Source organism: Xanthomonas sp. BRIP62415 (assembly GCF_003993515.1).
In the GTDB taxonomy this organism is placed as follows: domain Bacteria; phylum Pseudomonadota; class Gammaproteobacteria; order Xanthomonadales; family Xanthomonadaceae; genus Xanthomonas; species Xanthomonas euroxanthea.
In genome coordinates, this window is record NZ_QEZH01000010.1 from 15774 (window position 1) to 35313 (window position 19540).

The 19540-nt window shown below is 67.9% G+C and carries 21 protein-coding genes; 8 read left to right on the forward strand and 13 right to left on the reverse strand.

Annotated elements, in window-relative coordinates; all coding sequences use genetic code 11:
- The first annotated feature begins 50 nt into the window (after positions 1 to 50).
- From EO141_RS02145 to EO141_RS02160, 4 genes are all read left to right on the forward strand, one after another.
- The gene (locus tag EO141_RS02145; protein ID WP_127168431.1) at positions 51 to 1418 is read left to right on the forward strand and encodes an NAD(P)/FAD-dependent oxidoreductase; all 1368 of its coding nucleotides are present in this window, start codon (positions 51 to 53) and stop codon (positions 1416 to 1418) included.
- Positions 1419 to 1524: 106 nt separating this feature from the next.
- Complete coding sequence (gene sbcB / locus EO141_RS02150; RefSeq protein WP_127168432.1) at positions 1525 to 2970, forward strand: exodeoxyribonuclease I; 1446 nt, start codon at positions 1525 to 1527, stop codon at positions 2968 to 2970.
- Positions 2967 to 3653 (forward strand): DUF2461 domain-containing protein, encoded by a 687-nt coding sequence (locus EO141_RS02155; protein WP_127168433.1) that lies wholly within the window; start codon positions 2967 to 2969, stop codon positions 3651 to 3653. The genes sbcB and EO141_RS02155 overlap by 4 nt, the downstream gene beginning before the upstream one ends.
- A 124-nt stretch (positions 3654 to 3777) precedes the next feature.
- Positions 3778 to 4341: a DUF2939 domain-containing protein gene (locus tag EO141_RS02160; RefSeq protein WP_127168434.1), complete on the forward strand. Its 564-nt coding sequence runs from the start codon at positions 3778 to 3780 to the stop codon at positions 4339 to 4341.
- A gap of 75 nt (positions 4342 to 4416) precedes the next feature.
- On the opposite strand, the gene EO141_RS02165 is transcribed toward EO141_RS02160, so the two are convergent.
- The 9 genes from EO141_RS02165 to EO141_RS02200 form a co-directional block, all read right to left on the reverse strand.
- Entirely contained in the window at positions 4417 to 5160 is a 744-nt protein-coding gene (locus tag EO141_RS02165) for a transferase (protein ID WP_127168435.1), read from the reverse strand.
- Between the two features lie 4 nt (positions 5161 to 5164).
- A complete protein-coding gene (locus EO141_RS02170) occupies positions 5165 to 6130 on the reverse strand; it encodes a 5'-nucleotidase (RefSeq protein ID WP_104582793.1) in 966 nt (321 codons plus the stop codon).
- A gap of 198 nt (positions 6131 to 6328) precedes the next feature.
- Entirely contained in the window at positions 6329 to 7105 is a 777-nt protein-coding gene (locus EO141_RS02175) for an NAD kinase (protein ID WP_104582792.1), read from the reverse strand.
- Positions 7106 to 7302: 197 nt separating this feature from the next.
- Positions 7303 to 9438: a bifunctional 23S rRNA (guanine(2069)-N(7))-methyltransferase RlmK/23S rRNA (guanine(2445)-N(2))-methyltransferase RlmL gene (gene rlmKL, locus EO141_RS02180; protein ID WP_104648433.1), complete on the reverse strand. Its 2136-nt coding sequence runs from the start codon at positions 9436 to 9438 to the stop codon at positions 7303 to 7305.
- A complete protein-coding gene (locus EO141_RS21610; RefSeq protein WP_119132245.1) occupies positions 9435 to 9626 on the reverse strand; it encodes a hypothetical protein in 192 nt (63 codons plus the stop codon). The genes rlmKL and EO141_RS21610 overlap by 4 nt, the downstream gene beginning before the upstream one ends.
- Positions 9605 to 11218, reverse strand: coding sequence for an ABC-F family ATP-binding cassette domain-containing protein (locus tag EO141_RS02185; protein WP_127168436.1), 1614 nt, complete (start codon positions 11216 to 11218; stop codon positions 9605 to 9607). Before EO141_RS02185 ends, EO141_RS21610 begins: the two co-directional genes overlap by 22 nt.
- Before the next feature lie 352 nt (positions 11219 to 11570).
- Positions 11571 to 12077 (reverse strand): N-acetyltransferase, encoded by a 507-nt coding sequence (locus EO141_RS02190; RefSeq protein WP_126971586.1) that lies wholly within the window; start codon positions 12075 to 12077, stop codon positions 11571 to 11573.
- Between the two features lie 34 nt (positions 12078 to 12111).
- Positions 12112 to 12639: a YqiA/YcfP family alpha/beta fold hydrolase gene (locus tag EO141_RS02195; protein WP_104648430.1), complete on the reverse strand. Its 528-nt coding sequence runs from the start codon at positions 12637 to 12639 to the stop codon at positions 12112 to 12114.
- Positions 12636 to 13127 (reverse strand): MOSC domain-containing protein, encoded by a 492-nt coding sequence (locus tag EO141_RS02200; protein ID WP_127168437.1) that lies wholly within the window; start codon positions 13125 to 13127, stop codon positions 12636 to 12638. The genes EO141_RS02195 and EO141_RS02200 overlap by 4 nt, the downstream gene beginning before the upstream one ends.
- 23 nt (positions 13128 to 13150) lie before the next feature.
- Between EO141_RS02200 and EO141_RS02205 the strand changes: the two genes are divergently transcribed.
- On the forward strand, positions 13151 to 13726 hold the full coding sequence (locus EO141_RS02205; protein ID WP_104582786.1) for an N-acetylmuramoyl-L-alanine amidase: 576 nt from the start codon (positions 13151 to 13153) through the stop codon (positions 13724 to 13726).
- Between the two features lie 54 nt (positions 13727 to 13780).
- Here the strand turns inward: EO141_RS02205 and EO141_RS02210 are convergent, their stop codons facing one another.
- From EO141_RS02210 to EO141_RS02225, 4 genes are all read right to left on the reverse strand, one after another.
- Complete coding sequence (locus tag EO141_RS02210; protein WP_127168438.1) at positions 13781 to 14734, reverse strand: DUF1684 domain-containing protein; 954 nt, start codon at positions 14732 to 14734, stop codon at positions 13781 to 13783.
- An 88-nt stretch (positions 14735 to 14822) separates the two neighbouring features.
- Positions 14823 to 15695 (reverse strand): sulfurtransferase, encoded by an 873-nt coding sequence (locus EO141_RS02215; protein WP_127168439.1) that lies wholly within the window; start codon positions 15693 to 15695, stop codon positions 14823 to 14825.
- Entirely contained in the window at positions 15692 to 16489 is a 798-nt protein-coding gene (locus EO141_RS02220) for a CoA pyrophosphatase (RefSeq protein ID WP_104582783.1), read from the reverse strand. The genes EO141_RS02215 and EO141_RS02220 overlap by 4 nt, the downstream gene beginning before the upstream one ends.
- Before the next feature lie 120 nt (positions 16490 to 16609).
- The gene (locus tag EO141_RS02225; RefSeq protein ID WP_016902469.1) at positions 16610 to 17308 is read right to left on the reverse strand and encodes an FKBP-type peptidyl-prolyl cis-trans isomerase N-terminal domain-containing protein; all 699 of its coding nucleotides are present in this window, start codon (positions 17306 to 17308) and stop codon (positions 16610 to 16612) included.
- A 163-nt stretch (positions 17309 to 17471) separates the two neighbouring features.
- Here EO141_RS02225 and EO141_RS02230 point away from each other — a divergent pair, with 163 nt between their 5' ends.
- The 3 genes from EO141_RS02230 to nth are packed head-to-tail and all read left to right on the forward strand — an operon-like array spanning position 17472 to position 19352.
- A complete protein-coding gene (locus EO141_RS02230) occupies positions 17472 to 18254 on the forward strand; it encodes an enoyl-CoA hydratase-related protein (RefSeq protein ID WP_127168440.1) in 783 nt (260 codons plus the stop codon).
- A gap of 10 nt (positions 18255 to 18264) precedes the next feature.
- A complete protein-coding gene (locus tag EO141_RS02235) occupies positions 18265 to 18645 on the forward strand; it encodes a hypothetical protein (RefSeq protein WP_104582781.1) in 381 nt (126 codons plus the stop codon).
- Entirely contained in the window at positions 18642 to 19352 is a 711-nt protein-coding gene (nth, locus tag EO141_RS02240; RefSeq protein WP_127168441.1) for an endonuclease III, read from the forward strand. The genes EO141_RS02235 and nth overlap by 4 nt, the downstream gene beginning before the upstream one ends.
- Positions 19353 to 19540 lie beyond the last annotated feature (188 nt).

Below are 19540 nucleotides of genomic sequence, written 5' to 3' on the forward strand. Positions count from 1 at the left end.
CCTCCTCCCTCTTGGCCGGCACTCGCGTCCGGCCGCTGCCGGATACCGCATTGAGCGCAGTCTCTCCCCGTTCCCTGACCCTGATCGGCGCTGGCCTGGCCGGTTGCCTGCTGGCCATCCTGTTGTCGCGTCGCGGCTGGCAGGTCACCGTCTACGAGCGCCGCGGCGACCCGCGCATCAAGGGCTACGAGTCCGGCCGCTCGATCAACCTGGCGCTGGCCGAACGCGGCCGCCATGCACTGCGCCAGGCCGGCGCCGACGACGCGGTGATGGCCAAGGCGGTGATGATGCGCGGGCGCATGGTGCACCCGCTGCACGCGCAGCCGCAGCTGCAGCGCTACGGCCGCGACGACAGCGAAGTGATCTGGTCGATCCACCGCGCCGCGTTGAATGTCGCGCTGCTGGATCTGGCCGAACAGGCCGGCGCACGCGTGCACTTCTACCGCCGCCTGCATACGGTGGACTTCGACGCCGGCTATGCGCGCTTCATCGACGACCGCGACGACCAGCCGCACGAAATCCATTTCCAGAGCCTGATCGGCAGCGATGGCGCCGGCTCGGCATTGCGCGCAGCGATGCAGCGCAAATCGCCGCTGGGCGAGCGCACCGAATTCCTCGATCACTCCTACAAGGAGCTGGAAATTCCGCCGCTGCCCGGCGGCGGGTTCCGCATCGAAGGCAACGCGCTGCACATCTGGCCGCGCGGGCGCTACATGTGCATCGCGCTGCCCAACGACGGCGGCACCTTCACCGTCACGCTGTTTCTGCCCAACGCCGGCGAGCCCAGCTTTGCCACCACGCGTACCGGCGACGAAGCGCTGGCCCTGTTCGCGCGTGATTTCCCTGATGCGCTGCCGCTGATCCCGCAGCTCAAGGAACATTGGGAAGAACATCCGCCCGGCCTGCTCGGCACCCTGACGCTGGACCGCTGGCATCTGGGCGGCCGCGCCCTGCTGATCGGCGACGCCGCGCACGCAATGGTGCCGTTCCACGGCCAGGGCATGAATTGCGCGTTCGAAGATTGCGTGGCGCTGGCAGAGCAGCTGGACGCGCACCACGATCTGGAAACTGCGTTTGCCGCGTTCCAGGCTGCACGCCGTGAGGATGCCGCGGCGATCCAGCAGATGGCGCTGGAAAACTATCTGGAGATGCGCGACCGCGTCGACGATCCCGACTTCCTGCTGCAGCGCGCGCTCGAACAGCAACTGCAGGCACGCTGGCCCACCCGTTTCGTGCCGCATTACACGATGGTGACCTTCCTGCGCACGCGCTACTCCATCGCCCTGGCGCGCAGCGAGATCCAGCGCGAGATCCTGGTCGAGGCCACGCGCGGGCACAGCGACCTGTCGCGCATCGACTGGGCGGCACTGGAAGCGGTCGTGCATGCGCGCCTGCAACCGCTGGAAGGCGCGCACTGATCAAGCTGCACAGGCCGGCGTCAGCGGGCCGGCGCGCGGATAAGAGATACTAGGCAGCACTGGCGGCGCCCTCCGCAGCGCGCCGCGGATCTGGATTTGATACGGCATGCCTGACAGCTTTCTCTTCTACGACCTGGAAACCTTCGGCCAGGATCCGCGCCGCACGCGCATCGCGCAGTTCGCCGCGGTGCGCACCGATGCGCAGCTGCGCGTGATCGAGGAACCGATCAGTTTCTACGTGCAGCCGGCCGACGACCTGCTGCCCTCCCCGTACGCGACCATGGTCACCGGCATCACCCCGCAGCACGCACTGCGCGAAGGCGTGAGCGAGGCCGAAGCGTTCGCGCGCATCTCCGAGCAGATGAGCCGGCCGCAGACCTGCACACTGGGCTACAACTCGATCCGCTTCGACGACGAATTCGTGCGCTGCGGGCTGTTCCGCAATTTCTACGACCCGTACGAGCGCGAGTGGCGCGGCGGTAATTCGCGCTGGGATCTGCTGGACGTGCTGCGGCTGGTGCATGCGCTGCGCCCGGACGGCATCGTCTGGCCGCAACGCGAAGACGGCGCCACCTCGTTCAAGCTCGAACACCTGGCCGATGCCAACGCGGTGCGCGAAGGCGATGCGCATGAAGCGCTGTCGGACGTGTACGCCACCATCGGCATGGCACGCAGGTTCCAGCAGCACCAGCCCAAGTTGTGGGACTACGCGTTGCGCCTGCGCGACAAGCGCTTTGCGGCGACGCTGCTGGACGTCATCGCGATGCAGCCGGTGCTGCATGTCTCGCCGCGCTATTCCGCCTCGCGCATGTGCGCTGCCGCGGTGCTGCCATTGACGCGCCATCCGCGTATCGACAGCCGCGTGATCGTGTTCGATCTGGAAGGCGACCCTGAAGTGCTGTTGCGCCTGAGCCCGGACGAGATCGCCGACCGGCTGTATATCCGCGCCGCCGACCTGCCCGAAGGCGAGCAGCGCATTGCGCTCAAGGAAGTGCACGTGAACAAGTCGCCGGCGCTGGTGGCCTGGCAGCATCTGCGTGCGGCGGATTTCCAGCGCCTGGGCATCGACCCGGACGCGGTGCTGGCCAAGGCTGCACGCCTGCGCGCGCTCGGCCCCGAACTGGCCGAAAAGGTGCGCCAGGTGTACGGCAACGAGCGCGCTGTGGCGCCGGCGGTCAACGATGCCGATGCCTCGCTGTATGACGGCTTCCTGGCCGAAGGCGACAAGCGCCTGCTGGCGCAGGTGCGCGCCAGTGCACCGGCCGAGCTGGGCGCGCTGGAATCGCGCTTTCGCGATCCGCGCCTGGTCGAGTTGCTGTTTCGCTACCGCGCGCGCAACTGGCCGCAGACCTTGTCGTTCGACGAGCAGGAACGCTGGAACGTCTACCGCCGCCAACGCCTGCTCGAGGACCGTGGCCTGGGCGAGGTCACGCTCGACCAGTTCCATGCGCAGATCGCGGATTTACGGCTTGCTCACCCCGACGATGCTACCAAGCAGTCCCTGCTCGACCAGCTCGCCGCCTGGGGTTTGGACCTCCAACGCACGCTATGACCACCTATTTTTCCGACGCCAGTTTCAAGTTCCTGCGCGCCCTGGCGCGCCACAACGACAAGACGTGGTTCAACGACCACCGGCATCAGTACGAGGCGCACGTGCGCCAGCCGTTCCTGCAGCTCATCACCGACCTGCAGCCCGCGCTGGCACAGGTCAGCGAGCACTATCGCGCCGACCCCAAGACCCAGGGCGGCTCGCTGTTTCGCATCTACCGCGATGCGCGTTTTTCCAACGACAAATCACCGTACAAGAACTGGCAAGGCGCGCGCCTGTTCCATGAGCGCCGCCGCCAGGTGCCGGCGCCGTCGTTCTACATCCATCTGCAGCCGGGCGAGAGCTTCGTGGGTGCGGGGCTGTGGCATCCGGAGCCGGACACCCAGCGCAAGCTGCGCCAGTTCATCTTCGACAATCCCGCCAACTGGAAAGCGGCCGCCTACGAGCCAAAACTACGCCGCAAGTTCACGTTGGACGACAGCGAGAAACTGGTGCGTGCGCCGCGCGGCTTTCCCAACGATTTCGAGTTCATCGACGACCTGAAGCATCGCAACTGGGCGTACCTGCGTCCCCTCGACGATGCCATCATGACCGGCCCGCGCCTGCGCCAGACCATCGAGGCGGACCTGGTGGTGCTGGCGCCGTTCGTCGATTACCTGTGCGCCGCGCTGGATCTGGAATTCTGATGCATCGCACGGCGCCGACAGCAATCGACGCTGCGCAGGCAACCGGCGGAGCGCGGCGATTTCTCGCTGCGCGGCGCCATGCCTCGATGCGCCTGGTGCAGACAACAGCAATGGACTGCATGCCATGAAGAAGCGCTGGTTGCTGCTGCCTGTGCTGGCCGCGTTGCTGCTGGCCAGCTATGTGGTTGCGGGCCCGTATCTGGCCATTCGCGGCATCAGCGAGGCAGTCGCCAGTCGCGACGCCGCACAGCTGGAACGTCATGTGGACTTCCCCAGCCTGCGGGTCAACCTCAAGGCGCAGCTGGACGATTACCTGATCCGCCAGGCCGGCAGCCGCATGCAATCCAGCCTGCTGGGCGGATTCGCCCTGCAGCTTGCCAGCGGCATCAGCGGCGCCGGCGTGGACACGCTGGTGACGCCGCTGGGCATCGGCGCGTTGCTGCAAGGCCACAGCGTGTGGAATCGCGTCACCGGCACCACCGTCAGCCCGGACACCTATGCGGCGCCAGCGCCGGCGCGTCCGCTGCAAGGCGCGCAGCAGCGCTTCGAGTCCACCCGCCGCTTCACCGCGACCACCCGCACCGCAGCCGGAGCGCCAGTGGTGTTCGTGCTGACCCGGCAAGGCCTGCGCTGGCGGTTGACCGATATCCGCTTGCCGCTGGCAGAGGCGGAAGCGGACATCCGCTGACCCCATAAGCGCGCGCCTGCGAGCGATGTTGGGCGTGTCGCATTTGCAGACTGACGACGGGCGCCGGACAGCGGCTCAGGAAAACCGCCAGGCCCGCTCCATCCACGCCGCCTGCAGCCGCAACATCGACGGCCGCAGCTGCCGACGTGCCGACCACGGCAGCGCCGCCAACGCCTGCTCCGCAGTGCCCAGCGTGCGCTTGCCGTTCCAGGCGTACAGCAGCTGGTTGCGTGGGTCCGGCTCGGGCAACAGCAGCACCCGCCCCTCGAACACCTCGCGCAGCGCGGCCAGATGCCCGGCCAGCGGCACCTGGAACAGGTTCAGGGCCAGCACACCGCTCGGCGTCAGCGCAGCGCGACAATCGGCGTAGAACCCGGGCGTGCACAACGCCGGCGGAATGCCATCGGCATCGTAGGCATCCAGCAGCAGCAGGTCGTAGCGCCCGGCACGCGTGCCGATCCACTGCGCACCATCGCCGTGCGTGACCTCCAGCCGCGCATCGTCGCGTGGCACGCCGAACGCATCGCGCAGGGCCAGCACCTGCGCATCGGCGTCCACCGCTTCGATGCGCGTGCTGCGCAGATAGCGGTGACAGAACTTGGCCTGCGCGCCGCCGCCGAAGCCGATCAGACCCACGCGCTCGGGGCGCGGCTGCAACCACAGCGCCGCCAGCATGCCGCGCGTGTACGGCAGCATCAGCCGGTACGGCGCCCAACGCGACATGCGCGTCTGGACGGTGTCGTCGGCAAAATACAGCTCCAGTTGCCGCCAGCTGGAGCGCAGCGCGGCGCGTCCAGACGGCCTCGGTGCCTTGCTCACTCGCTCACCTGCCCGGCGGATCGTTGGCCACGCCATGCGGTACGTGACCGGCCGCCACATGCTGGTGTTGGCGCGCACTGTCGATGTTGTGCTGCGAATCGTCGAAAAAGATATCCGCGCCGAACGCCTCCAGGAACGGCCCCTTGTGGCGTCCGCCGAGGAACAGCGCCTCGTCCAGGCGCACGCCCCATTCGCGCAGGGTGCGGATCACTCGCTCGTGCGCCGGCGCCGAACGCGCGGTGACCAGCGCGGTGCGGATCGGCGAGGCCTCGCCGGGCGGAAATGCCGCCTGCAGCGCATGCAGCGCGGACAGGAAATTGCGGAACGGCCCGACCGACAACGGCTCGCGCGCACGTTCGCGCTCGTGGCGCCCAAACGCTTCCACGCCCTGCTCGCGCGAGATGCGTTCGCTCTCGTCGCCGAAGATCACCGCATCGCCGTCGAAGGCGATACGCAATTGGGTGGACAGGCGGCTTTCGTCGTTGTGCACGATCGCCGCGGCGGCCTCGGCGCGTTCGCCCGGCGCACGCGGCATGATGGTCGCCGCCGCGATGCCATGGGTGAGTGCGCGGCGTACCGATTCCGGATTGGCCGACAGGAACAGATCGGTGCCGAACGGCTTCACGTACGGCCAGGTCGGCTGGCCCGAGGTGAAGGTCGCCCGCACGATGCCCAGGTTGTAGTGCTGGATCGAATTGAAGATGCGCAGCCCGGTATCGGCGGAATTGCGCGACAGCAGGATCACCTCGACGCGCGGGGTTTCCTCGGGCACATCGTGGTTGAGCGCCAGCAGCTTGCGCACCACCGGAAAGGCGACGCCCGGCTCCAGGATGTCGTCCTCGTGCTCGCGCTGGAACGCCGAATACGCCTCCACGCCATCGGCCTCGAACAGCGCATGGCCTTCTTCGAGATCGAACAGCGCGCGCGAGGTCACCGCGACGGTCAGGAGCCTTGGGGAATTATCAGCCATTGGGGTGCCGGGAATGGGGAATCGGGATTGGGGAATGGGTTGGAGCAACAACGAAGTTTCTGGGATTTGCGATGGTTAGTTTCTGGGGTTTGCGATGGTTACTTGCACTGCATCGTACCTTGGCCACGCGCAGGCTCGGCTGCACGCCACGCTGCTGCCGGTGCCAATCCCGAATCCCCAATGCCCAATCCCCGCCCCTCAGACCGCAAACTGTTCGCTGAAGATGCGCTCTTCCAGGTTGTGTTCGGGATCGAACAGCAGCGTGACCTGGCGTTGGGTGGATTCGCGGATGGTCACTTCGACCACATCGCGGATCTCGTGCGAGTCGGCGGTGACGCTGACCGGGCGCTTGTACGGGTCCAGCACACGGAAACGCACTTCGGTATCGGCCTTGAGGATGGCGCCGCGCCAGCGGCGCGGCCGATACGGGGCGATCGGCGTCAACGCCAGCGTGTGCGAGCCCAGCGGCAGGATCGGCCCGTGCGCGGAATAGTTGTAGGCGGTGCTGCCGGCCGGCGTGGCGACCATGACCCCGTCGCCGATCAACTCGGCGATGCGGGTCTGGCCATTGAGATCCACGCTCAGGTGCGCGGCCTGGCGGGTCTGCCGCAGCAGCGAGACCTCGTTGTAGGCCAGCGACACCGTGCTGGCACCGGACTCGGTCTGCACCTGCATTTCCAGCGGGCGCAGATGCGCCGGTTCGGCCCGTTGCAGACGTGCGAGCAGGTCGTCCTCGTCGTCGCGGTACTGGTTCATCAAGAACCCGACCGAGCCCAGCTTCATGCCGAACACCGGCTTGCTGGCAGCCCCATGCCGGTGCAGGGTCTGCAGCATGAAGCCGTCCCCGCCCAGGGCGCAGACGATGTCGGCGGTGTCCAGCGCATGATCGCCATAGCGCTGCACAAGACGCGCGCGCGCGGTCACCGCCGGCTCGGCGTGACTGGCAACAAAGGCAATCCGTGGTGGTGCGGTCATCGTTGACTCCAAAGCATGCGAATCAGCATACCGCAGCGCTGTGGTCGGCTTGTTGGCTGCCCGCCCCGCCCTGGCCTGCACGGCTGCAGCTGCGCCACCACGCGCCGCTGGCATGGCGCACCGCAGCCAGCCGGGCGCCGGCGACAGCGGGCGCGCAATGCCTGCACTGGCCGGTCAGACGCGACCGGGCCGCGGCATCAGGCGGTCAATCGCCAGGCACGGTGGATGCGCGCATGCCGCTCGAAATCCGGGTCGATGGTGCGCGGGCTGATTTCCTCGCACTGCGCAAACTCGGCCACCAGTTCCTCGTCCAGCTTGAAGCGACGGAAGTTGTTGGAGAAGTACAGCACCCCACCCGGCGCCAGCCGCGCCATCGCCGCACGCAGCAGCCGCACGTGCTCGCGCTGGATGTCGAAGTCCTCGGCGCGTGCGGAGTTGGAGAAGGTCGGCGGGTCGCAGAAGATCACGTCGAAATGCGCGCGCTCGGCTTCCAGCCAGGCCAGCGCGTCGGCCTGCACCAGCGTGTGCTTGCTGCCGGCCTGGCCGTTCAGGGCCAGGTTGTCGGCGCACCACTGCAGATAGGTGCCGGACAGATCCACGCTGGTGGTCGCGCTTGCCCCGGCCACCGCCGCTTCCACGCTGGCCACGCCGGTGTAGCAGAACAGGTTGAGGAAACGCCGCCCCTTCGATTGCATGGCCATGGTGCCACGCAACGGGCGATGGTCCAGGAACAGGCCGGTATCGAGGTAATCGAACAGATTCACCCGCAGCAAGGCGCCATGCTCGCGCACGTTGATGAATTCGTTGCGCTGCTCGAAGCGGCCGTACTTGCTGCCACCCTTGCCACGCTCGCGCGATTTGAGCGCCACGCGTTCGCCCGGCACCTCGAACACCTCGCGTGCGGCGGCCAGCAGCTCGCCCAGACGGCGGCGCACGTCGGCTTCGGGAATCGTCGCCGGCGCGGCGTATTCCTGCACGTGCAGAAACACGCGGCGATCGCCATCGGCCTGCTGGTACACGTCGATGGCGGCGGAATATTCCGGCAGATCGGCGTCGTAGGCGCGGAAGCATTCGATGCCTTCGCGTGCGCGCCACTTCTTGAACTTCTGCAGATTCTTGCGCAGGCGGTTGGCGACCATCTGCGCGCCTTCGCTGAGCGCGGTCGGCGCCGCCAGCGGGGTGCGCCGCGGCACCGCGATCGGGTCGCAGACGATCAACGCGCATTCGATCGCGCCATTGAACAGCTGGTATTTCTTGCCCGCGCGCAGGCCGGTGGCATACGCCAGCTCGGCGTTGCCGCACAGCAGGCTGGCCCGCCATTGCGGCACGGCGCGCTGCAAGGTGTCGCCCAGGCGGCGATACAGCGCCGCATCGGCAGCCAGGCGTTCGTCGTAAGGCGGATTGCACACCACCACGCCGGTGGCCTGCGGCGGGGTCTGCAGATCACCCACCTCGCGCACGCCGAACCAGATCGCCTCGGCCACACCGGCCACCTGCGCATTCTCCTTCGCGGCGCGGATCGCATGCGGGTCCATGTCGCTGCCGTGGATCACCTGCCTGAGTGCGGCGCGGCCGCGACTGTCGCGCTCGCGCGCTTCGCCCACCAGCTGCTGCCAGCCCTCACGGTCGAAGCCGCGCCAGCGGCTGGGGATAGCGCTGCCATAGCGCTGCAGGCCGGGCGCCACGTCGGCGGCCATCAGCGCGCCTTCGATCAGCAAGGTGCCGCTGCCGCACATCGGATCCAGCAGGCCGCCGCCATCGGCGTAGGCGCGCGGCCAACCGGCGCGCAGCAACACCGCCGCGGCCAGATTCTCCTTGAGCGGCGCATCGTTCTGCGCCATGCGCCAACCGCGCCGATGCAGCGGGCCGCCGCCCAGATCCACCGAAATGGTGGCGCGGCCCTTGCGCAGCGACAGGTTCAAACGCAGATCCGGGCTGTCCACATCCACCGACGGGCGCTCCAGGCCCTGCCGGCGCATGGTGTCGACCACCGCGTCCTTGATGCGCTGCGCCGCGTAACGGGCGTGCGTGATCGCGGTACCGGAGACATGCGCGTCCACCGACAGCGTGTGGCCGACGGACAGGTGCTCGTCCCACGGCAATTCGGCCACCCCGGCATACAGTGCGTCCTCGTCCGGGCAATCGAACTCGCTCAGCGGCCACAGCACCCGGCTGGCCAGCCGCGACCACAGCACGGCGCGCTGCGCATCGCGCAGCTCGCCCTCGACGTTGACGCCGGAGATGGTGGCGGTGGCCTTGCTGGCACCGAGCGACAGCAGCTCGTCGGCAAGCAGGTATTCCAGGCCCTTGGCACAGGATGCAAAGAATTTCACGTAGGCAGGTATCGATGGAGACGCTGGCCGTGGGGGCGAGCGCGGGAGCAGGACGCTGGGCCGGCGCCCTGGAGGGCAGAGCCGTGGCCGCCGCGGGCGGGGCGCAAATGGTCGGCCATCGGGCCCGGCTTTACCAGCCCGCCGGCCGGATCGCCCGTCGTGCGGTTCACCACGGCGCCAGCCGCCACTGCGCCTGCGCGGTATCCAGGCGCTGCCGCAGGCCCAGCCGCTGCAGGAAGGCGGCATCGTGCGAGGCGACGATCAGCGCACCTGGGTAGCTGTGCAGCAGCGCCTCGATCGCCTCCACCGCGGCCAGATCCAGGTGGTTGGTCGGCTCGTCCAGCAACAGCAGTTGCGCCGGCTGCGCCCGGTACAGCGCGCAGGCCAGCGCCGCCTTGAGCCGCTGGCCGCCGCTGAGCTGGCCGGTGGGCAGGTCGGCATGCCTCTGGTCCAGCCCCAGCAGCGCCAGGCGCAGCCGCTGCGCATGCGCCGGCGCGCCCGGGTCTGCATCGTGCAGCTGCGCAGCCGCCGAGCGCGCCGGGTCCAGCAGCCCCAGGTCCTGATCCAGATACGCCACCGGCACATGCACCTGGCACTGCCCCGCGCTGGGCTGCAGGCGCCCGGCCAGCAGCTGCAGCAACGACGACTTGCCGCTGCCGTTGGGGCCGACCAGGCCGATCCGCGGCTGCCCATGCAACAGCAGATCCACCCGCCGCCCGCCCAGCCGCCCGTGCGCCAGTTCCACCTGTTGCAGCGTGGCCAAGCGCTGCGATGCGCCGGCGGGCGATGTCGGCGCCAGTAGCGCGATCGTGGGGTCGTCTTGCACCAGCGCCACGGCCTGCACCACCGCCTCGCTCAGCCGCGCCTGGTCGGCCTGGCGTTGCTGTTGCAGCCGCCCCGCGCTGACCTCGCTGCGCTGCTTCTGCGCGCCAAGCAGGATCGCGGCCTGGTTGGCCTGCCCCGCAGCACGCGCGCCGCGTGCCTGGCGTTGCTGGTGACGTTGCTGCTGCTCGCGCAGCGCCTGTTCGCCGCGTGCGCGTGCCTGTTTGCGCTGGGCCAGCAACGCGCTGGCGGCCTGCTGTTCGATGGCGCGCTGCTGCGCATAGAACGCGTAATTGCCGCCATAGCTGCGCAGCCCCTGCGCGGACAATTCAACGATGCGCTGCATCGCATCGAGCAGGCTGCGGTCGTGGCTGATCACCAGCACGCCGCCGTTCCATGCCAGCAACTGATCCATCAGCCGCTGCCGCTGCGGGCCATCCAGGTGATTGCTGGGTTCGTCCAGAATCAACAGGTCCGGCTGGCTCAGGAACGCACCGGCGAGTGCCACGCGCATCGCTTCGCCGCCACTGAGCTGCGCGGCCGGTGCACACGGATCGCGCCCACCCAGGCCTTGCCGTTCGAGTTCTGCGGCAAATTGCGCATGGGCGGCCCAGCGCTCGCCGACCAGCTCGAAATCGGCGGGCGCAACGCTGCCAGCAGCGATACGGTCCAGCGCCTCCAGCAGCGGCGCGACGCCGGCCAGGTCGGCAATGCTCTGCCCCGGCGCAACGCGCACGCGCTGCGGCAGGTAGTGCACGCTGCCGTTGCGCACACAGCGCCCGGCGCTGGGCAGCAACGTGCCGGCCAGCAGGCGCGCAAGCACGCTCTTGCCCACGCCATTGCGCCCCACCAGGCCGGTGGCGCGCTGGTCGATGTGGATTGTCAGATCGGAAAACAACGGGCTGCCATCGGGCAGCACATACGCAACGCCTTCCAGCGTCAGCGACGGACAGGTCATACGGATCTCCATTGCATGCCAGCACACGCACCGATCCAGCCGGACCGGCAGCGGGTAAGGCCGTCATCACGACGGCGGCATCAATGGCGCATTGGACCAATCCTCAGACAATGGGCAGCGCGGCAAAGTGTAGGTCAGCCTGCAACGCAAGCCAAATCCCGGGCACTGCGGCAGACTGGCCCTGTTCAAGCGCAGCAGCATCGGCAGGCGGCACCGTGCAGACATGCCCACGCTCCTGCAGGCCGGATCATTGCCGGCTAACAGGGACCATCGAAGACAGCCATCGCGGGGATCGCTGCCGTGGCAAAATCACCGGCAACGCGGGCCATCAGGTGTCCCGACGATGCAACGCTCACCCCAGCCCGAACGCCGGGTGATAGGCCACATCGGCCAGCGGCAGCAGGCGGTCGCCAAACGCCAGCGCCTGCAGCTCGGATGCCGGGACGCCGGGCAAGGTCAGCCCCGGCTCCACCGCAAAGCCCAGGCGCCTGAAAAACGCCGGCTCGCCCAATGCCAGGCAGCCGGCCGCGCCACGCTCGCGCAAGCTGGCCAATGCCGCCTGCACCAAGCGCGTGCCCAGCCCCTGGCGCTGATGTCCCGGGCCGATCGCCAGCGGCCCCAACGCGTACCAGCCGGGCGAGTCGTCCGACAGCCACACCGGCGATACCGCCAGATGCCCGACCACATACCCGTCGTGGTCGGCCACCAGCGACAACGCCAGCGCGCCGTCGTTGCGCAACCCGGCGATCACGTGCTGCTCGTCATGGCGGCTATGTTCGTCGCGCATGAACGCGACCATCGTCAGCAGTTCGATTGCCGCCGCATCGCCGTCGCTCGCTTCGCGAATCAGTACGTTCATCGGACGCCCCAAAACCCGCACACCCTCGTCCGCATCACAGGCTCTGCAACAGTTCGGCGAAGGCCCGCGCCGATGCATCCACATGCGACGCCAGCCGGTGTTCGTCGTCGACCAGCAGCAAGCGCGCATGGCGCGCCTGCGCCCAGGCGATCACCTCGCCGGCCGGAATCAGTTCATCGCGCCAGGCATGCACGATCGAAATCGGCACGCGCGCCGCATCCAGTGCCGGCAACGGCCCCATCCGGGTCGGCGGCACCATCAGGAACAGCCCGCGCGTGGGCACCTGCAACGACACCTGCGCGGCGATGTACGAGCCCAGGCTGGAACCGACCAGCACCAGCGGGCCCTTGTCGGCCGCCGCACGCGCGATCTCCAGCAGGCGCTGCAGCCGGCCTTGCACATCGCCCAGCGAACTCACCTCGCGGCGTGCGTCCAGATCGGTGTAGTCCGGGCGCTCGTGGGTCCAGCCCAACTGCGCGGCGACATCGGCCAGGGCGGTGACCTTCAGCGCATCCGGGCCGCTCTCGAAGCCGTGCGACAGGATGCAATGACCGCGGCTCATAGCGTCTGCACCGTATCGCCGAGGCGCAGCACGCCGCCACGCAGGACGCGCGCACACAGGCCGCCATGACCGCGCATGGCGTTGTAGCCGCCCGCACCCAGCGCGTCCTCCATGCGCGAGCACGGATCGCAGGGATCGGTGCCTTCCAGCTCGACATCACCGATGCGGAAACGCCGCCCTTTCAAGGCGATCAGCGGAATGCCGGACACCACCAGGTTGCGGCGCAAGGTGGCGGGCGCGATCGCGGTGTGGCCGGCCAGTGCCGCGATCACCGGCAGATGTTCGGCCTGGATCAAGGTCACGCCGCGCTTGCCGCTGCCGCCCTTGTAGCGGTCGCCGACCAGGCCGACGCCGGTGGTGGCCTGTGCCGCGTCCACCGCGATCATCTCCACGTCGCGCGCGGGACGCACGCCGATCCAGGTCACCTGGCCGGCCTGCGGCAGGGTCGCCATCAATTTGCCCAAGGGGCTGTCGGGATTCAAAGCCATCGGGCAATGCTAGCATCCGCCTCATGTCCGATGCCGTCCTGCCGTCGCCACCGATCACCTACGCGCCGTTGTCCTACGAATCGCGGCTGGCGCGACGCGCGCTCACGCAGATCGACATGGTGGTCATCCATTGCACCGAGTTGCCCGACATGGCGATGGCACGCGAATACGGCGAACGCGTGCTCTACGACAGCGGCACCGGCAACAGCGGGCATTACTACATCGACCGCAATGGCAGCATCCAGCAATACGTCGCGCTGGAGCGCGTGGCCCATCACGTGCGCGGCCACAACCCGCATACGCTGGGCATCGAACTGGTCAACAGCGGCCGTTATCCGCACTGGCTGGACTCGCGCCATCAGTGCATGAGCGAGCCATATCCGCAGGCGCAGATCACTGCGCTGATCACGCTGCTGCAGTGGCTGCAACAGCAGCTGCCATCGGTCCGCCGCATCGCCGGCCACCAGGCACTGGACACCACCCAGGAAGCGGCCAGCGACGATCCGTCGCGCAAGATCCAACGCAAGCTCGACCCCGGCCCGCTGTTTCCGTGGCCGCAGATCGAAGCGGCGGTCAGCTGGGCGCACACACCGCGCTAGCAGCGGCGCACACAGGGCCATCGACACGGCTGGCCGCCTTCGCGAGTTCGGTGCTCAGCGCTCGGTCGCGCGGTAGGTCTTCTCGCCGGCATTCACTGCCAGGTCCAGGCGATTTTCCGGCGACGCGATCGGGCAGACCACGTGCGGCGTCAACGCACAGGGCGGATTCTCGGCCAGATTGAAGTCGAGCATGAGCCGGCCGTCGTGTGGTGCCGCGGTGTAGAGATAGCGCGCGCCGCCATACGTTTCCTTGCCGCTGGTGCGATCGGCGAACAGGAAGAACAGGCCTCGCCCGTCGTCGCTGACGATCGGCTGCAACCGGTAGTCCCGGCCATTGCGCGAAAACACCGCCTCGCCCGGCACCTGGACGGTGAGCGGGGTGCCGATCGAGGTCAGCAGCGTGGTCGTGCGCGGCGTGGGATACGCCTGCCAGCGCGCCTGGATGCGCCACTGCGGGTCGGTCGGAAAATACTCCAGCCCGGCGAAGTGGGTCAGCAACGGCGCTGCCGGGTCGCGGAAACGCCAGCCGAACAAGCTGCCGGTCTGCACCAGATAGAACTGCCGGCCCTCCACATCCAGGCGATCGCCACGCTGCCCTGCACGCTCCGGCCTCAGGCGCACGCGATCGATGCGCTGGCCGTTCAAGTGCACCGGTGCGGAGGCAGCGGCGTCGAAGTGCACGCGGCCGTCGGCATCCAGCGTCAGCTGCCCCAGTTGCGCAGGCCCGGCCGGCAACACCAGGTCGCTGCGTGGATCGCTGCCCACCTGGTACCGGCCGGCACGCACGCGCCCTGAGCCGGTGTAGCTCAGCCAGCCATCGGGCGCACGCAAGCGCTGCACGCGCTCGGCGCGTGCACGTTCGAGTTCGACCTGATACATCGCGTGGCGATCGCTCTGCCCACGACCGGCGATGCGCGCACCGTTGGCGTCGGCGGTCGACCCCGCCGAACAGGCAGCCAACGACACCATCGCGACGCACAACGCGCCGACCTGCAACTGCAACCGCATGAGTCACCCAGCACTGCGAGAAACTGCGCTCCGCGCAGCGAACCTGCGTCCCCACAGGTCACCGTTCCTGCCGCCATTGTGCCTGCAATCAGGGGCTGGTCGCGACCGGACGTGTGGAATCCTGCAACCACCCACTCCAGGAGCCGGCGTAAACGCGCGCGCCCGACAATCCGGCCACTTCCAGTGCCAGCAGCAGATGGCATGCGGTCACCCCGGAGCCGCACATCACCACCGCCTGCTCGGGACGATACGCGCCCAGCAGCGCCGACAACTCGGCGCGCAGTTCCTCTGCCGGCTTGAACCGCCCGTCGCGCAGGCTTACGCCCAAGGGGCGACTCACCGCACCGGGCACATGCCCGGCCACCGGATCGACCGGCTCCACCTCGCCGCGAAAACGCTCGCCTGCACGTGCATCCAGCAACCAGCCCGGCGCCTGATCCAGCCGCGCCAGGATCTGCCCGGCCTCGACCACCGCATCGCTGTCGAAGCTGCCTGGGTATGCCGCGCCATCGCGCTCTGCAGGCGGCTCGGTGCTTTCCGGCAAGCCGGCAGCGCGCCAGGCGGCCAACCCGCCATCGAGCACCGCCACGCGGCGATGTCCCATCAGCCGCAGCATCCACCATGCCCGCGCCGCGGCCATGCTGCCGTCGGCGGCATCGTAGATCACCACCTGGCTGTCCGGGTCGATCCCCCACGCGCCCAGCCGCCTGGCGAATGACGCACTGTGCGGCAGCGGGTGCCGCCCCTGCGCAGGCAGCGACAGATCGGCCAGATCCTTCTCGAGATCGACGTAGTACGCGCCTGGCAGATGCCCTTGCGCATAGGCCTTGCGCGCGGCATCCGGGTCCGGCGCAGTCGGTGGCGCAGCGCGCGCGTCCAGCAATCGCAACTGCGGATGCGGCAATGCCGCTGCCAACGTGGCGCTGTCGACCAGCGTGGTCCAGTGGGGTTCCGCACTCATGCAACCTGCTCCAGACGACGACGAAGATTGAGGAGGATGGCCGCGGTGGCACCCCAGATGCGGTGGCCCGGCCAGTCGTATTCCAGCACGCGGCGCGGCCGGCCGCGATATTCCAGCTCCACGCTGCGCAGGTTGTCCGGATCCATCAGGTAGGCCAGCGGCACCTCGAACACCTCGGCCACTTCGTCCGGCTGCGGCACCGCCACGAACGCCGGGTCGATCACCGCCACCACCGGCGTGACGCGAAAACCGCTCACGGTCAGGAACGGATCCAGATAGCCCAGCGCATGCACCTGGCCGGCGCCGAGCGCGATTTCCTCGCAACTCTCGCGCAGCGCCGCAGCGGCCGCATCCGCATCCGACGGCTCGATGCGTCCACCGGGAAAACTGACCTGCCCGGCATGGTGACGCAGGCTGTCGGTGCGCCGGGTCAGCAGCACCATGGTGCCCTGTGCGCGCGGCACCAGTCCGCACAGCACCGCGGCCTCGGCCGAGGCGCCGCCCTCGGTCAGGTCGATCAACTCGGCATGATTCCAGCCCGGCCCGTCGGGCGCGGTGTCCAGCGCATACAGCGCGCGCCGCAACTGCGCACATTCGGGCAGCCGCGCGGCCAACGCGCGCGCCGGCAGAACCGTATGCAGATACTGCTGACGTTCGGTGTCGCTCATGCTCATCCAGCGTGCAATTTCATCCAGGCTGCGCAGGCAGCCGACACAGTGCGCCTGCGCGTCCAGCGAACATACACCGATACACGGGCTGGGCAGACCATTGCGGGTCGAATCCGTGTCGCTCATCGCTGGCTCCCGCCGCACCGCATCGTCACGCCGTTCGTCCATCCTCTCGCGCTTGGCCGCTGGATCCAAACGACAACGCCGGCCTGGTGGCCGGCGTTGTCACAGCAACATCCAATGCAATTACTTGACGCTGACCAGCTTGATCTCGAACTGCACAGCCACGTTCGGCGGGAACGGGGTGCGCGGATCGGCACCGTAGGCTTTCTCCGGCGGCAGGGTCACTTCCCACTTGGAGCCGGCCGGCATCTGCAGCAGCGTGTCGCGCATGGCCTGCATTTCGACTTCGCTGACCTTGATGGCCGGAATCTGCTGCGCCGGACGTGCCTTCTCGCGGTCGCCGAACGGGAACGGACCGGCCACTTCCAGCTGCACGGTGCTGGCCTGGGTCGGCTTGGCGCCCTTGCCTGCTTCGATCACGCGGTACTGCACGCCGCTGGGCAGCGTCTGCACGCCCGCGGTGCCCTTGTTCTTGGCCAGGAACTGGTCGCTCTTGGTCTTGTTGGCCGCAGCGGCCTTGTCGTACTCGGCCTTGGCCTGCTGGGCACGGCCCTGCTCACGCTTCTGGAACGCTTCGACGGCCGGCTTCAGCTGGTCGGCAGTGATCGCCGGCTGTTTCTTGGCATAGGCGTCCTGCAGACCCTTTACCACCGAGTTGATGTCGAGCTGCTCGCCGCGACCGGTGAGCTCGGCAAGGTTGTTGCCGTAGTCATAGCCGAAGTAGTAGCTCAACTTGCCCTTCTCGGACGTCGTGTCCTGGGCCAGTGCATTGCCCGTCAGGGCCAGGGCCGCCACAGCGACCGCGATAGAACGCAACTTCATCAAACAATTCTCCAGGGTGGTGGCACAGGACGGGTCTGCCGCCTGAGATGACGCGCTAGGATAGCGGCCGCGATACCGAACCGCTACTTATCACGAAAGCTAGGACCAGCAAGGCTTTCGGAAGTTCCGTATTTACTAATTTTTTACGTTCGCAAGGATTTCCATGTCCAATCACGTCATTCTGATCGCCGACCACGCCAGTGTACGGACGATCACGGTCAATCGACCGGACAAACTGAACGCCTTGAACCAGGAAACGCTGCGGGCACTGGATCATGCCTTTGCCGAGGCAGCCAGCGCGGACCACATCCGCGTGGTGATCCTGACCGGCGCAGGCCCCAAGGCATTTGTCGCCGGCGCGGACATCGCCGAAATGCGCGAGCTGTCGGCGATGCAGGGCCGCGAGTTCTCGCTGCTGGGCCAGCAGGTGATGCGCCGGATCGAGCGCATGCCCAAGCCGGTGATCGCCATGGTCAACGGCTTTGCGCTGGGCGGCGGGCTGGAGCTGGCAATGGCCTGCCATCTGCGTATCGCCGCATCCACCGCACGCCTGGGGCAGCCGGAGATCAACCTCGGCCTGATCCCCGGTTTCGGCGGCACGCAACGGCTATTGCGTCTGACCGGGCGAGCGGCGGCGCTGGAGCTGTGCCTGCTCGGCCTGCCGATCGATGCGCCGCGCGCGCTGCAGCTGGGCCTGGTCAATCGCGTGGTCGAGCCGGAAGCCCTGCAGGAAGACACCCTGGCCCTGGCACGGCGTCTGGCCGTCGCCGCACCGCTCGCGCTGCGCGGCATTCTGGATGCGGTGGTGTTCGGTGGCGAATGCGCCATCGAAGAAGGCCTGCAGCTGGAAACCGCGCAATTTGCGCTGCTGTTTTCCAGCGACGACATGCGCGAAGGCACCGGCGCGTTTCTCGAAAAACGCCCCGCGCACTTTCTCAATCGCTGATCGGCTTGCCATGACGTTCGACCCCAACCCGGCAGCACGTCCCCTGCCCCTCCAGCTGTTCGACTGCGTACACGCCGACGATCTCGATCGTGCGTTGGCACTGGGTTTGATGGAGTATCGGCCCGATCCGGGCGACGACCTGCTGGATCCGGCCTGCCCGCAGCTGCGCGCGGTGTTGCTTGCCGCACAACAGCGGCTGCGCGATGCCTGGGCCGCCCGCGACCGCTACCGCGCACGCGCCGCGCGCCTGCAACGTCGTGCTGCCGAACGCGATGCACGCCGAACGCCGGCACCGGCGCCCAGCCAACCCGCCGCAGCCGCATTACCGCCGCTGGCCGCAGCCATCCTGGCGCGCGCAAAGGCCAAGGCCGCTGGCGGCGCACCGCCATGAACGCGATCCGTCAGACCCCGCCGACAAGGCGCGGCAACCTCATGCGCAAGCCTGAAATACAGGAGATGTTCGCGCGGTTGCGCGAGCTCAATCCGCACCCGACCACCGAGCTGGAATACACCACGCCATTCGAGTTGCTGATCGCGGTACTGCTGTCGGCACAGGCCACCGATGTCGGCGTCAACAAGGCCACCCGCAAGCTGTATCCGGTGGCCAATACCCCGCGTGACATTCTCGATCTCGGCGAAGAAGGCCTGAAGCGCTACATCGCCACCATCGGCCTGTTCAATGCCAAGGCCAAGAACGTCATCGCCACCTGCAGGATCCTGCTGGAGCAATACGGCGGCGAAGTACCGCACGATCGCGCCGCGCTGGAAGCCTTACCCGGTGTCGGCCGCAAGACCGCAAACGTCGTGCTCAACACCGCGTTCGGCGAGCCCACCATGGCGGTGGACACGCATATCTTCCGCGTCGCCAACCGCACCGGTCTTGCGCCGGGCAAGGACGTGCGCGCGGTCGAGGACACACTGGTCAAGGTCATTCCTGCCGAGTTCCTGCACGACGCACATCACTGGCTCATCCTGCATGGCCGCTACGTCTGCAAGGCACGCAAGCCCGACTGCCCAGGCTGCGTGATCCACGACCTGTGCCGCTACCGCGACAAGACCCCCGCACCCGCCGAACGGCCAAAAACTCCCAAAAGCTGACGCAATCCGAATCAACATGGCTGACACGACCTAACAAAACCATCGCAACTGCAAGCGCTCAGTCGGGCACCAGGCTTGCCATATCAGCACCTCAGCACCGCCAATCCCGGCTTTTCCGATTCCCCAATCCCGAATCCCGATTCCCGGCCATAAAAAAATCGCGACCAGATGATGCGTCTTGCGGCGCC

Excerpts from the sequence above, each read along its gene's own strand:
- EO141_RS02190 (WP_126971586.1), bottom strand. The coding sequence starts at position 12,077 with ATGAACGTACTGATTCGCGAAGCGAGCGACGGCGATGCGGCGGCAATC.
- EO141_RS02225 (WP_016902469.1), bottom strand. The coding sequence starts at position 17,308 with ATGAAGTTGCGTTCTATCGCGGTCGCTGTGGCGGCCCTGGCCCTGACG.
- EO141_RS02235 (WP_104582781.1), top strand. The coding sequence starts at position 18,265 with ATGACGTTCGACCCCAACCCGGCAGCACGTCCCCTGCCCCTCCAGCTG.
- sbcB (WP_127168432.1), top strand. The coding sequence starts at position 1,525 with ATGCCTGACAGCTTTCTCTTCTACGACCTGGAAACCTTCGGCCAGGAT.
- nth (WP_127168441.1), top strand. The coding sequence starts at position 18,642 with ATGAACGCGATCCGTCAGACCCCGCCGACAAGGCGCGGCAACCTCATG.
- EO141_RS02210 (WP_127168438.1), bottom strand. The coding sequence starts at position 14,734 with ATGCGGTTGCAGTTGCAGGTCGGCGCGTTGTGCGTCGCGATGGTGTCG.
- EO141_RS02155 (WP_127168433.1), top strand. The coding sequence starts at position 2,967 with ATGACCACCTATTTTTCCGACGCCAGTTTCAAGTTCCTGCGCGCCCTG.
- EO141_RS02160 (WP_127168434.1), top strand. The coding sequence starts at position 3,778 with ATGAAGAAGCGCTGGTTGCTGCTGCCTGTGCTGGCCGCGTTGCTGCTG.
- EO141_RS02215 (WP_127168439.1), bottom strand. The coding sequence starts at position 15,695 with ATGAGTGCGGAACCCCACTGGACCACGCTGGTCGACAGCGCCACGTTG.
- EO141_RS02175 (WP_104582792.1), bottom strand. The coding sequence starts at position 7,105 with ATGACCGCACCACCACGGATTGCCTTTGTTGCCAGTCACGCCGAGCCG.
- EO141_RS02185 (WP_127168436.1), bottom strand. The coding sequence starts at position 11,218 with ATGACCTGTCCGTCGCTGACGCTGGAAGGCGTTGCGTATGTGCTGCCC.
- EO141_RS02205 (WP_104582786.1), top strand. The coding sequence starts at position 13,151 with ATGTCCGATGCCGTCCTGCCGTCGCCACCGATCACCTACGCGCCGTTG.
- EO141_RS02200 (WP_127168437.1), bottom strand. The coding sequence starts at position 13,127 with ATGGCTTTGAATCCCGACAGCCCCTTGGGCAAATTGATGGCGACCCTG.
- EO141_RS02170 (WP_104582793.1), bottom strand. The coding sequence starts at position 6,130 with ATGGCTGATAATTCCCCAAGGCTCCTGACCGTCGCGGTGACCTCGCGC.
- EO141_RS02220 (WP_104582783.1), bottom strand. The coding sequence starts at position 16,489 with ATGAGCGACACGGATTCGACCCGCAATGGTCTGCCCAGCCCGTGTATC.
- EO141_RS02195 (WP_104648430.1), bottom strand. The coding sequence starts at position 12,639 with ATGAGCCGCGGTCATTGCATCCTGTCGCACGGCTTCGAGAGCGGCCCG.
- EO141_RS02230 (WP_127168440.1), top strand. The coding sequence starts at position 17,472 with ATGTCCAATCACGTCATTCTGATCGCCGACCACGCCAGTGTACGGACG.